The 12,331-nt window shown below is 67.0% G+C and carries 14 protein-coding genes; 3 read left to right on the top strand and 11 right to left on the bottom strand.

Features of this window, described 5'->3' with window-relative positions; all coding sequences use genetic code 11:
* Positions 1–39: 39 nt before the first annotated feature.
* Complete coding sequence (locus tag WKW82_RS22465) at positions 40–519, top strand: hypothetical protein (RefSeq protein WP_340344560.1); 480 nt, start codon at positions 40–42, stop codon at positions 517–519.
* A 179-nt stretch (positions 520–698) separates the two neighbouring features.
* A complete protein-coding gene (locus WKW82_RS22460; protein ID WP_340344559.1) occupies positions 699–950 on the top strand; it encodes a hypothetical protein in 252 nt (83 codons plus the stop codon).
* 140 nt (positions 951–1,090) lie between these two features.
* Here the strand turns inward: WKW82_RS22460 and trxC are convergent, their stop codons facing one another.
* From trxC to WKW82_RS22415, 9 genes are all read right to left on the bottom strand, one after another.
* Positions 1,091–1,537, bottom strand: coding sequence for a thioredoxin TrxC (trxC, locus tag WKW82_RS22455; protein WP_340344558.1), 447 nt, complete (start codon positions 1,535–1,537; stop codon positions 1,091–1,093).
* Positions 1,538–1,644: 107 nt separating this feature from the next.
* The gene (locus tag WKW82_RS22450) at positions 1,645–2,055 is read right to left on the bottom strand and encodes a PaaI family thioesterase (protein WP_340344557.1); all 411 of its coding nucleotides are present in this window, start codon (positions 2,053–2,055) and stop codon (positions 1,645–1,647) included.
* Between the two features lie 61 nt (positions 2,056–2,116).
* Complete coding sequence (locus tag WKW82_RS22445; protein WP_340344556.1) at positions 2,117–2,536, bottom strand: GFA family protein; 420 nt, start codon at positions 2,534–2,536, stop codon at positions 2,117–2,119.
* Positions 2,537–2,549: 13 nt separating this feature from the next.
* Complete coding sequence (locus WKW82_RS22440) at positions 2,550–2,975, bottom strand: cupin domain-containing protein (protein WP_340344555.1); 426 nt, start codon at positions 2,973–2,975, stop codon at positions 2,550–2,552.
* A 153-nt stretch (positions 2,976–3,128) separates the two neighbouring features.
* Positions 3,129–3,437 (bottom strand): hypothetical protein, encoded by a 309-nt coding sequence (locus WKW82_RS22435; protein ID WP_340344554.1) that lies wholly within the window; start codon positions 3,435–3,437, stop codon positions 3,129–3,131.
* A 271-nt stretch (positions 3,438–3,708) separates the two neighbouring features.
* On the bottom strand, positions 3,709–4,161 hold the full coding sequence (locus WKW82_RS22430; protein WP_340344553.1) for a (2Fe-2S)-binding protein: 453 nt from the start codon (positions 4,159–4,161) through the stop codon (positions 3,709–3,711).
* Positions 4,162–4,171: 10 nt separating this feature from the next.
* A complete protein-coding gene (locus WKW82_RS22425; protein ID WP_340344552.1) occupies positions 4,172–6,445 on the bottom strand; it encodes a xanthine dehydrogenase family protein molybdopterin-binding subunit in 2,274 nt (757 codons plus the stop codon).
* Between the two features lie 98 nt (positions 6,446–6,543).
* The gene (locus tag WKW82_RS22420; protein WP_340344551.1) at positions 6,544–7,311 is read right to left on the bottom strand and encodes a class II glutamine amidotransferase; all 768 of its coding nucleotides are present in this window, start codon (positions 7,309–7,311) and stop codon (positions 6,544–6,546) included.
* A gap of 342 nt (positions 7,312–7,653) precedes the next feature.
* Positions 7,654–9,132: an MFS transporter gene (locus tag WKW82_RS22415; protein WP_340344550.1), complete on the bottom strand. Its 1,479-nt coding sequence runs from the start codon at positions 9,130–9,132 to the stop codon at positions 7,654–7,656.
* Between the two features lie 141 nt (positions 9,133–9,273).
* Here WKW82_RS22415 and WKW82_RS22410 point away from each other — a divergent pair, with 141 nt between their 5' ends.
* Positions 9,274–10,812, top strand: a complete 1,539-nt coding sequence (locus WKW82_RS22410) for a zinc-binding metallopeptidase family protein (protein ID WP_340344549.1) — start codon at positions 9,274–9,276, stop codon at positions 10,810–10,812.
* Here WKW82_RS22410 and WKW82_RS22405 read toward each other — a convergent pair.
* Together WKW82_RS22405 and WKW82_RS22400 are read right to left on the bottom strand one after the other, a co-directional pair.
* The gene (locus WKW82_RS22405; protein ID WP_340344548.1) at positions 10,757–12,019 is read right to left on the bottom strand and encodes a 6-phosphofructokinase; all 1,263 of its coding nucleotides are present in this window, start codon (positions 12,017–12,019) and stop codon (positions 10,757–10,759) included. The genes WKW82_RS22410 and WKW82_RS22405 overlap by 56 nt on opposite strands.
* A complete protein-coding gene (locus tag WKW82_RS22400) occupies positions 12,016–12,276 on the bottom strand; it encodes a cysteine-rich CWC family protein (RefSeq protein WP_340344547.1) in 261 nt (86 codons plus the stop codon). The genes WKW82_RS22405 and WKW82_RS22400 overlap by 4 nt, the downstream gene beginning before the upstream one ends.
* Between the last annotated feature and the right edge of the window lie 55 nt (positions 12,277–12,331).

The raw sequence follows: 12,331 nt of genomic DNA, 5'->3' as shown, positions 1-12,331 counted from the left end.
TTACGTCTGCGCGACGAGTGAAGAAACTACAACCATCGAATGAATCTGCGCCCGGGCGCGGTCAAACGCATTCTTTCGTTGCCGTTGCCCTCATCAACGCGCAAGGCGTATAAACAGTTCATGGAAGACATCCTCGATTTCCACCAAGAAGTCACCAAATTCTTTGACGCATTCGTTGTTGCGTTCAGCACCTTCGACGGCCGCCAGGTGGCGCGGCTCTATCGCGCGCCGTACCTTGCCGTGCAGCGGGATGGCAGCGCCGTCGCCTTCAACACGCAAGCGGAGGTCGAGTCGTACTTCCAGATGATGGTCGAGGACTACAGCGGCAAGGGCTGCCATTCGGGCCGCTTCGCCGACCTGGAAATCACGCCGTTGGGCAGCCAGGCCGTGGTGGCCAGCGTCACCTGGTACATCGGCGGCGCGAAAGGCGAAACGCTCGCCACCTGGCGCCAGTCGTACAACCTGGTGCGGCTGGATGGCTTGCTGTACGTGGTCGCTTCCGTCGATCACGCGAGGTAGCCAGGACGCCGCATGCCGGCTGGAAGCACTGCGGCCGCGGAACTGATCCACCGAAAACCTGACACGCCGATTCGCCCTTGCACCAGGGCGACGCGCGACAACGGCTGACGCGAGCAATCACTGCCGGCTGCAACCATCGGCGCTTGAACACTCTTTCAAGCCCTTTGGAGAAGACCCCCATGAACAAGAAGATCCTGCTCGCGCTCGCCACTTCCCTGACCGTCCTCGGCGCTGGCGCGCAAGTGGGCAAGGCCGCATCCGAGGCCACCGACTCGGCCCAGCACAAGATCGACCAGAAGCGCGCGGACACCGAAGCGAAGAAGAGCGGCCCGGTCGGCAAGGCCGTCAACAACGTGAAGTCCGGCTACCACCAGAACCGCTCGAAGAACTCCGCCGACAAGGCGAAGAACTCGTTGAAGAACGCGCTGTAGCCGCAGACGGCCCATGAGTTTGGGCCTCATGCGACTTTGCAATCGATCGCGGAACAAGGCGGAGGGCCGCAGACAGTGCTTTGGCACGGCAAGGCGATCCAACGCGCCAACGCGGTTCTGCGCTTGATCGCAAAGTCGTATCACCGCCCCTGATTCGCCTTCACCCAGCGCACGATGTCCGCCGCGCCCATCGCCCCGGCTTGCCGCGCGACCTCGCGCCCACCCCGAAAGAGGGCCAGCGTGGGGATGCTGCGGATGTTGAATCGCGCACCCAGGTTCGGCACCGCCTCGGTGTCGACCTTGGCCACGCGCACATGCGGCTCCAGTTGCGCCGCGGCCTGTTCGTAGGCCGGCGCCATCTGCCGGCAGGGCCCGCACCACGGCGCCCAGAAGTCGACCAGCACCGGGATCTCGTTGCGTGCGATGTGGCGGTCGAAGGCCGCTTCATCGAGCGCGGCCGAATGCGCCGTGAACAGCGGCTTGTGGCAGTTGCCGCAATCCGGCGCGCTGCCCAGTTGCGCCTCACGCACGCGGTTGGTGGTATGGCAGTGCGGACACACGATGTGGAGCGGTGGGGATTCGGTCATGGGCCGGAACTGGGGGCGGGCTGGCCCATTGCAAGGTTTCAAGGTTTGCAGGGCCTGCAGCGCTTGCAAGCCTCAAGCCTCAAGCCTCAAGCCTCAAGCCTCAAGCCTCAAGCCGCGCCGCGCGGAATCGCGTACGTGCCGACCACATGCGCGACCGGATCCTCCAGCCCCTCGGAATACAGGCTCACCTCGCCCACCGCCAGCGTGCGCCCCAGCTTGATGAGCTTGCACTCGCCGATGATGGCCCGGTCGGCCGAAGGCTTGCGCAGGAAGTTGATGTTGAGGCTGGTCGTGACCGCCAGCGGGACGATGCCGATCTCCCCCAGCAGGGCCACGTACAACGCCACGTCGGCGACGGTCATGAGCACCGGGCCGGAGACCGTGCCGCCGGGCCGCAGCTCGGCGTGGCCGACTTCGTGCCGGATGGTGGCGGCCTTGTCGCCCACGGCGAGCACGGTGCACCTGGATTGCGGAAACTCGGCGGCCAGGAAGCTGGCGATCTCGGACACGGACGGCATGAAGTTCCTTCGGAATTCGCTGCCATCCTAACCAGCGGCTGGACGCAGGCGACGCGTAGCGCTACGCCTTGCCAGTGTCGTCAGGCGGTGCGCCGAACTGCGCGAGCACCTGCGCCTCCGTGAGCAGGGGCGTCTGGTTGGCGAAGTCGTAGTACGCCGGCTTCTTGTCGATGTAGATCTGGCTGGCCAGTTGGAAGTCGGCCGACTCGAAAACACCCGCGGGGACGAAGTACTCGCCCGTCGGCAGGAGCTTGTAGTAAAGGTGCGTTCCGCATCGCTTGCAGAAGGCCCGCTCGGCCCAGTCCGACGAGGCGAAGACCGTGATCTGGTCCGTGCCGGTGAAGGTCACATCAGGCCCGCAGTGCACCGCCAGCATGGGACCGCCGCCCCAGCGGCGGCAGAAGCCGCAATGGCAGGCGCCGATGTCCGTAGCATCCGGCGAATCGATCGTGACCGCGCCGCAAAGGCATTGACCGTGCATCGTCATCGCTCCATCAGGTGCCGGTGTCTTTCGGCGGATTGTTGGTGAACCATTCGGCAATGCCCGGCATCATGGGCTCGAAGGGGCCGGGCGCCGAGAAGTTGAGGACGCCGGCACGGACACTGCCCCGGTTCTCGAAGTCATGCGTGGTGCCGCCGGGCACGAGAACGAAGGCGCCCTTCGGGCATTCGAACCATTCCTCGCCCACGCGCAGGCTCATCACGCCTTCGATGACGTAGAACAGATCGTCCTCGTCGTGCGAGTGGGCGCCGGGGCCCTGCGTGGTCGGCTCCAGCCACCATTCGGAGACCGAGTAGCGCGAATCCGTTTCCGCTTCGTCGGCCTTGAACACGGCCGAGATCCGGCCCATCGGGTAGGCGCGGCCCTCGCCCGGGGCCAGGACGACAGGCTTGCGTGGTGATGCGGTTGGAAGGCTCATGGGGTTCCTCTCACGCGGTTGGACTTCAGGCGGCGGATGCTGAACTGCCCCGCGGATTTACCGCCCGGGGAGGTGCACTGTCAAGCTTCCGGACCCAATCTGCGTGCGGCCTTTCGGGGCCGCTTCACCGTTGGCGTTGCCGCGCAAGCGTCGTCAGGCGCGGGGCCGCTTCCTGCTCCTCAGCGCCCCGAGGACAACTCCCGCCACGAAAAGCGCAAGCGCCAGATACGCTTGAACGTAGTACGCCGATCCTTGCTCGTTGTAGAGGTACGGGCCGACGTCCGCGGAGTGGATTTCCAACAGGAGGCTCACGAACCAAACAGCCGGCATGATTGCAAGCACAAGTCCGAACCATCGCCGCCAGCAGCCGACGAGAAAGCAAGCCACGCAAGCAGCGATCCCGAAGCCCCAGATGTGCACAAGTTCGATCTTGAGCAGCTCGGCAAACTTGTCGATGTGCACCGTGAGATTGATGCATCCGGCACGCCCGGGAACTGTGCCGCCGTGAATGAAGAAGCCGCCGCGCTGGTGCGTCTGCGTGCCGGGATACGGGTGAATCGTCAGCCGAAAATTTCCCCAGGCAGCGCGGGGGAACGGGTGACGCTCTTGAGACGATGTGGCTTTGCCATCTCGACTCAATCCCCCGCGGGGGGCGGGCTGGGCATGGCCCGGCCCTGGGGGCTCCTGAGCCAATTGTTTTCCCACAATCGCCGCTTGCGATGGCGGTCCGGCGCTATGCAGCAGCGGCCTGGTGAATCGCCGCCCGAATTCGGGAGTAGGTACCGCAACGGCAGATGTTCCCGCTCATGGCCTGGTCGATTTGCGGGTCGGTCGGCCGGGGCGTCTTGCGCAGCAGGGCACAGGCGCTCATGAGCTGGCCGCTCTGGCAGTAGCCGCACTGCACCACGTCGACCTGGGTCCATGCGGCGCGCAAGGCGTCGGCTTCCGGGCCGGCCAGTCCCTCGATGGTCGTGACCTGCTTGCCCTCGGCGGCCGAGAGCGGCGTGACGCAACTGCGCACGGCCTCCCCGTCGAGGTGCACGGTGCAGGCGCCGCACAGCGCCATGCCGCAGCCGAACTTGGTGCCGTTCAGGCCGAGTTCGCCGCGCAGCAGCCACAGCAGCGGCGTGTCGGCCTCGGCCTTCACGTCGACGTTCTTGCCATTGATGTTCAGGGTGGTGGACATGGTCAGTTCTTCAGGCCAGTTTGAGTGGCAGCGTGCGCAGGCGCTGCCCGGTGAGGGTGAAAAGCGCGTTGGCCACGGCCGGCGCGATCGGCGGCGTGCCGGGCTCGCCGATGCCTTCGGGGTGCGCGCTGCTCGGCAGGATCTCGGTCTCGATCACGGGCGCGTCCTGCATGCGCAACACCGGGTAGTCGTGGAAATTGCTCTGCACGACGCGGCCCTGCTCGATCGTGATCTCACCCTGCAGCGCCGCAGAGAGTCCGTACACGATGCTGCTTTCCATCTGCTGCCGGATCAGGTTCGGGTTGACCGGAAAGCCGCAGTCGATCGCGCACACCACGCGGTGGACGCGGATCGCCTTGTCGGGCCCGACCGAGACCTCGGCGACCTGCGCCACGATGCTGCCGAAGCTGCGATGCAGGGCCAGGCCGCGCGCCTTCTTCGCGCCGTCGGCCGCAGGGGCGAGCGGCCCGCCCCAGCCGGCCTTGTCGGCCACGCGCTGCAACACCCGCAGGTGGCCCGGTTGCCCGCCCAGCAGGTCGAGGCGGAAGGCGAGCGGGTCCTTGCCTGCGGCGGCGGCGGCCTCGTCGATGAAGCTTTCGGTGAAGAAGGCCTGGTGCGAATGCCCGACCGAGCGCCAGAAACCCACGGGCACCGGGCTGCGCACCAGATGGTGCGCGACGCGCACGTTCGGGAACGCATAGGCGGTGTCGAAACTGCCTTCGGACATGGTCTTGTCCGGCCCCATGCCGGGGATGCCGATCGCGCGCTCCACGATCTGGTGCATGACCGACTGGCCAGCAGACCGCGCATGCCATGCGTCGAGTCGGCCCTGCGCGTCGAACCCCGCCTCGAACCGGGCCACGCAGGCCGGGCGGTAGAAGTCGTGGCGCATGTCTTCCTCGCGCAGCCAGAAAGTCTGCACTGGCGCGCCATCGGTTTCCCTCGCAATGGCCGCGGCCAGCGCCACGAAATCCGATTCCGTGCGCCGGCCGAAGCCGCCGCCCAGGAGGGTGACGTTGACCTGCACCTTGTCGCTGTCGATGCCGAGCGCGCGGGCGGCGGCCATGCGCGCCATGCCGGGTACCTGCGTCGGTACCCACACCGTGCCGGCGCCCTCCTTGAACTGCACCGTGCAGTTCATCGGTTCCATGGTCGCGTGGGCAAGGTAGGGCACGCGGTACTCGGCGCGGATGCGCTTGCTGGCCGACGCAAGCGCCGCGACGGCGTTGCCACGCTCCTGGTAGGCGCTGCCCTGTTCGCTGTCGAGCGCCTGGGCCAGGCGGTCGATGTCCTCGCGGGTGGAGAGCCCCACGAGGTTGCCTTCATCCCATTCGAGCTGCACCGCGCGCAGCGCCTTGATGGCATGCCAGGGCGTGTCGGCGATCACCGCCACCGCGGAGGGCATGCCCATGGTGCCGCCGGCCACCGACACCACCTTGCGCACGCCGGGCAGCGCATTCGCCGCTGCAGGATCGAAACGCGCCAGCGTGCCGCCGATGACAGGGCACAGCGCCACCGTCGCGTAGAGCATGCCGGGCAGCTTCACGTCGAGGCCGAAGACGGCGCTGCCGTCGAGCTTGGACGCGTTCTCGAAGCGGTGGACGGGTTGGCCGATCAGCTTGAAGCGCGACGGATCCTTCAGCGCGACCTTGTCGGGCAGCGGCATGCGTGCTGCGTGCGCGGCCAGTTCGCCGTAGCTGGCGGTCTTGCCGGATGAATGGACGATGCGGCCGGCCTCGGCGCGGCATTCGGCGGCGGGCAGCTTCCAGGTGTCGGCCGCGGCGGCGATGAGCAGGGCGCGTGCCGACGCGCCGGCCTCGCGCATCGGCAGCCACTGGTCCTTGATGCTGGAGGAGCCGCCGGTGAAGATGCCGATCGGCAACTTGCGGGCCACCTTCGCGACGATCCACTCGGCCGCATGCCGGGTGCGGCTGTCGTCGTCGGGATGAAAGGGCAGGCCGTCGACGATGGCGGCGGCGTTGTTGTAGATCTTGTCGGCAGTCGCGGCGCCCAGGCGGATCTGCGACCAGTCGGCATCGATCTCCTCGGCCAGCAGCATGGCCAGTCCGGTGTGGATGCCCTGTCCCATCTCGGCCTGGGTCATCGTCACGGTAATGGTGTTGTCGGTGCCGATGCGGACCCAGCCATTGAGGGCGACCTGGCCCTCGGCCACCGGCAGCGGCGTGGCGGGCATCAAGCGCGGGTCCGGCGGCTGGACCGCCCAGCCCACCGCGAGTGCGCCGGCCGCGGCAGTGCCGCCCAGCAGGAAATAGCGTCTCTTCATCGTGTTGTCCCTCTCCCGGCACCGGTGACAGCAACGGTCCCGTCCATGCGGGCCGCTTCAGCGCCAGCTCTGGATTCTGCTTGAAGGACGCGGTGGGTTCAGCGGGAGAGGGCGCAACCGTCGACGAATACCTTGAGTTCGCCGCTGGCGAATGGCGTCCAGGTCTCGTTGGTGGTCAGCGGCGTGGTCACGACGACGGCGACCCGGTCGGTCGGCGTGGTGTGCCGGGCGAAGTCGATCGACATGTCCTCGTCGGCCAGGTGCGCCTGGTTGAAGGGATGCTTGCGCTCGATGTAACAGAGGTGGGTCGAGGCATGCGCCCACAGCGCCTGGCCGTTGGACAGCATGAAATTGAAGGTGCCGTGCCGGGCGATCTGCGGTGCCAGCTCGCGCAGCGTGAGGGTCAGTTCCTCGATGCTCGGCACGCCGGCATGCGACTTGGCCAGCTCCTGCATGATCCAGCAGAAGGCGTGCTCGCTGTCGGTGTCGCCGACCGGATGGAAGTTGCCGTGCAGGCGCGGGCGGAAATCCTTCAGGTCGCCGTTGTGCGCGAACACCCAGTAACGGCCCCAGAGCTCACGCACGAAGGGATGGCAGTTCTGCAGGTTGACCTGGCCCTGCGTCGCCTTGCGGATGTGCGAGATGACGTGCTGGCTCTTGATCGGGTAGCGCCGGATCAGCTCGGCCACCGGCGACTCGCAGGCCGGCTGGTGATCGACGAAGTGGCGCAGGCCGCGGTCCTCGAAGAAGGCGATGCCCCAGCCGTCGGCATGGTGGTCGGTGCGGCCGCCGCGCTGGGCGAAGCCGGCAAAGCTGAAGGTCACGTCCGTGGGCGTGTTGCAGTTCATCCCTAGCAGTTGGCACATGGCTTGATTAAACCTAGAAAAAGCAGTTGACCGCGCTCAACCTTTGGAAAAGCAACATGGAGCCTGAAACTTCTGCCTTCGATCACGTTCGCCGCCGAGGTGAAAGCGCTATGCACCCGATTGCACCGCGCTCGACGCGCCATGCGGCGTTGCTCGGCCTTGCGGGCATGAGCCCGCCGCGTTCTCCCCCTTGCAGGGCGCGGCTCAGCCTGAGGCTGAGCCCGTTCACGCTGTCCGATGGCCCTCAAGGGCCATCGGAGCCGCAGCGCTCACCCTTGCCTGGCACGCCGATCACGGCGCACTCGGGCGCATCCAACTGCTTTTTCTAGGTTAAGCGCCTTTTCAGGGCGTCCTTTTCTCCCGCAACTGCCAGGCCGCGCAAATCGCCAGCGCGCAAAGGCCGGCAAGCATCACGAACACTTCGTTGAAGGCCTCCAGCCGGGCGGCGCTGGTCAGTGAACTGGCGAGCGAATCGCCATGTGCGGCCAGTCGCCACTCCAGCACGATGGCGCACAGGCTGACACCCGCCGCACCGCCCAGCATGCGCACGAAACTGATCGCGCTGGCGCCCTGCGGGATCAGCGGCTTGGCCAGCGGCCGCATAGAACCGAGATTGAGCGACGGCAGGATGAAGCCGAGCCCGATGCGCCCGATGATCGCGAACACCACCAGCGGCCAGATCGGGCTGCGCAGGTGCAGCACGGTCATGAGCGCGAAGGACACGGCCAGCAGCAACAGCCCGATGCTCACCAATATCCACGTCGGCTGGCGGTCGGCCAGGCGTCCCACGCCGGCAATGGTGAAGGCCAGCACGATGCCGGCGGGCAGCATGATCGTGCCGACATGCGAAGCCGACAGGTGCAGCGCCACCTGCATGTAGACGGGCAGGAGGTAGGTCGAGCCGAACAGCGCCGTGCCGTAGATGAAGGCGACCACGCTGCCCATCGCGAACTGCCGATAGCCGAACAGCGCCATGTTCATCAAGGGCTCGCCGCCGGCGGCGGCCAGGCGCTTCTGCCACCAGATGAACACCGCCAGCGAGGCGGCTGCGCCGGCCAGCAGCAGCGCGGCCTCCAGCGGCGCATTGCCGCGCAGCTCGACCAGGCCGTTCAGGAGGCACAGCGTGCCCACGGTGCCGAGCAGCAACCCGCGCCAGTCGATCCCACCCTGCCTTGCCGCCGCCACACCGCCTGGCGCCGTGGTCGGCACGAACTTGTAGGCCAGCCACAACGACGCCAGGCAGAAGGGCACCACCATGAAGAAGATCGAGCGCCAGCCGAACAGGTCGACCAGCACACCGCCGATGCTCGGCCCGATGGCCGGCGCCAGCACCACGCCCATGCCGAAGATGCCGCTGGCGCGCCCCTGCTCATGCGGCTCGAAGGCCCGAAGGATGATGATGGCCGGGATCGGCTGCACCACGCCGGCCGCCAGCCCCTCGGCCACACGCGCCACCAGCACCAGCCAGAACACACTCGACAGCCCGCCGAGCACGCCACCCACCAGCAGCAGCACCATCGTGCCCACATAGGTGCGCCGATAGCCGTAGCGCGACAGCAGCCAGGGCGTGGTGAGCATCGACACCGTCATCGCGACCATGAAGCCCGAACTCACCCACTGCGCCCGCTCCTGGCCCAGCGCAAAGTGGCGGCTCATGTCGGGGATCGCCACGTTGACGATGGTCGAGGACATGATCGAGGCCATCGTTCCGACCATCACCGACAACAGCAGCAACCAGCGGTAGCGATCGCCGTAGCGCTCGCGCAGCGTGTTCATCGAGGGGGGTGATGCGGCGGCTGCGGGTGGGGAAGGATCGGTCATTGAGCGCAGAGAGCTTGCGGGGACGGGCAAACCGTCCTACAAGGATATCGGTGTTTGCAGCGATTGGGGCGCGGCGATGCACACCCACAATCACTTCGCTGTCGCTGGCCCAGCATCAGTTCCACAGAACAACACCACACCATGGACATTCAACCGGAATCAGCAACCCAGCCCGACTCGGCCCCCCATTCGCTGGCGGCGGAACTGAGCGCGCCGACCGTCACGCGCGCGTACCAGTGCCAGTGCGGCCGTCCGATCTTCCTGGGCAACAGCGAATGCCTGGCCTGCCACACGCCGCTGGGCTTTGTCATCGAAAGCCTTGGCGTGGTGCCGCTTGCGCCGGTCGCGCACAACGCCTCGACGACACACGCTGACGGCAACGGCAACGGCAACGGCAACGGCAACGGCAACGATGGCAATGGCGCCGGGCCCGTCGACCCTGCCGGCGTCACCGACCCCGCGCTCGACACCTACACGGTCTTTGGCGACGGCAACGGCCGGCGGTACCACCGCTGCGCCAACTTCACCACGGCGGCGGGCTGCAACTGGATGGTGCCCCTGGTCGGTGAAAGCGATGCGCCCGACAACCTGGGCCTCACGCCCGGCTACTGCCTGTGCTGCAGCGCCACGCGCACCATTCCGGACCTCTCCGTGCCCGCCAATGGGGAACTGTGGCGCAGGCTGGAGCAGGCCAAGCGCCGCCTGATGTCGCAACTATTGGCGCTCGGCTTGCCCGTGGTCACGCGCCATGCGGATGCGGTGCATGGCCTGGCTTTCGACTTCCTCGGCAACGTGCCGGGCGGACCGCACGTGCTCACCGGCCATGACACCGGCGTGATCACGCTCAACGCCGAAGAGGCCGAGGATGCCGTGCGCGAGCGCATCCGCGCCGAGATGCGCGAGCCCTATCGCACGCTGGTCGGCCACTTCCGCCATGAGATCGGACACTACTACTGGGACCTGCTGGTGTTCCCGACGCCGTGGATCGATGACTTCCGCGCGCTCTTCGGCGACGAGCGGCTGGACTACGCGGGCGCGCTGCGCACCCACTACGAACTGGGCCCGCCGGCCGATTGGGCGGTGCGCTTCGTCACCAGCTATGCCAGCTCGCATCCTTGGGAGGACTGGGCCGAGACCTGGGCCCACTACCTGCACATGGCAGACACGGCGGACACGGCCTTGAGTTTCGGTGTCGACGCCACGCGCGTCGAACTCGCGAGCGACCTGTTCGAGCCCGCCGACCTGTGGCAGCCCGACCATCCGGATGCGATGAAGTTCCTCGACTTCCTCAACGGCTGGGTGCGCCTGACCAACGTGCTGAACGAGTTGTCGCGCAGCATGGGCCAGCCCGACTACTACCCCTTCGTGCTGCCGCGCGCGGCGGTCGGCAAGCTGCAGTTCGTGCACCAGGTGATCACGCAGCAGCGCCAGCAGCAGCCGGCGCCGCTGGCGACCGGGCCCGCGACAGTTTCGGACGACGCGCCCCAGCCTGTGCAAGCGTCGATGCAGCAGCAGGAGCAACAACAGCAGCAGCAACAGGTGTCCCCACTTCAACCATGCGCGCTGCCCGCGATGGCGCCAGCGTTTCAGGCAGAGCCCGTCACGCGGTGCGTGGCGAACCGCTTCAGGCCGATGCGAAAGCCGGCAACTTCCTTGCCACCGCTTCGTTTTTCAACGTGACATACACCGGCAGGCCGTTGCGGTAGGCCGGGTAGTCCTCGCCCTCGATCAGCGGGGCGAGATAGCGGCGGCACTTGTCGGTGATGCCGAAGCCGTCTTCCGAGATGAAATCGCGCGGCATCATCTTCTCGACATTGGCCACGGTGTCGAGCGTGGCCACGCCGATGCGGTATTCATAGGGCACGTCGCTGATGCGGTCGATCGTCGGCATCACCGAGTTGCGGCCTTCGAGCGCGAGTTCCACGGCACGCGCGCCGAGTTCGTAAGCCTGCTTCACGTCGGTGGCCGAGGCCACGTGCCGTGCGGCGCGTTGCAGGTAGTCGGCCACGGCCCAGTGGAACTTGTGACCCAGCGCGGTCTTGATCATGTTCGCCACCACCGGCGCCGCGCCGCCGAGTTGCGCATGGCCGAACGCATCGCGCGTGCCCTGCTCGGCGAGGAAGGTGCCATCGGGGTGATGACAGCCCTCCGAGACGACGACGCTGCAGTAGCCGTGCTGCTTCACCATCGCATCGACGCGCGCCAGGAACTTCGCCTGGTCGAACTCGATTTCGGGGAACAGGATCACGACCGGGATGCCGTGCTCCTCCACCAGCCCGCCGGCCGCGGCGATCCAGCCGGCATGGCGGCCCATCACCTCGATCACGAACACCTTGGTCGAGGTGGCGGCCATCGAGCGCACGTCGAGCGAGGCTTCCAGCGTCGACAAGGCCACGTACTTCGCGACCGAGCCGAAGCCGGGGCAGCAGTCGGTGATCGGCAAATCGTTGTCGATGGTCTTGGGCACGTGGATGGCCTGCAACGGATAGCCCATCGATTGCGAGAGCTGGCTGACCTTGAAGCAGGTGTCGGCCGAATCGCCACCGCCGTTGTAGAAGAAGTAGCCGATGCCGTGGGCCTTGAAGACTTCGATGAGCCGCTCGTACTCGCGGCGGTTCTTCTCGAGCGACTTGAGCTTGTAGCGGCACGAGCCAAAGGCGCCCGAGGGCGTGGAGCGCAGGGCCGAAATGGCCTCGGCCGATTCAAGCGAGGTGTCGATCAGGTCCTCGGCCAGCGCGCCGAGGATGCCGTTGCGCCCGGCATAGACGGTGCCGATGCGGTCGGGGTGCTTCCGCGCGGTCTCGATGACGCCGCAGGCCGATGCGTTGATGACGGCGGTGACGCCGCCGGACTGGGCGTAGAAGGCGTTGGTGCGGGCTTGGCTCATGGGGTTGGTGTGGTGATCTCGGTGAGTGATGAGGCTGACGAGGCGGTTGCGGCCCTGGCGGCGCAGGCGGCGCAGATGCAGGCCGTGCCGCGCGCCGGTGCGGGCACGCTGTCGATCAGCGCTGCGGTGAAGGTGGCCGACATGCACCAGCACGGCGGCTGTGCGACGCCGGTCTCGCGCGCCACTTCCATCGCGCAGGCGTTGGCTGCGCCGCAGAGCGGGCAGCGGGTAGGGTCGACGGAGGCCGGGGCGGTCATGGCTGCATTCTGCGGCAGCCACCGGTCGCCAACAAACGCCGTGGCGCGTGTTGTC

It is taken from the genome of Variovorax rhizosphaerae (assembly GCF_037889975.1).
Classification (GTDB): Bacteria; Pseudomonadota; Gammaproteobacteria; order Burkholderiales; family Burkholderiaceae_C; genus Variovorax; species Variovorax rhizosphaerae.
The sequence above is the reverse complement of the archived record's forward strand: the minus strand, read 5'-3'. Positions and strand labels throughout refer to the sequence as shown.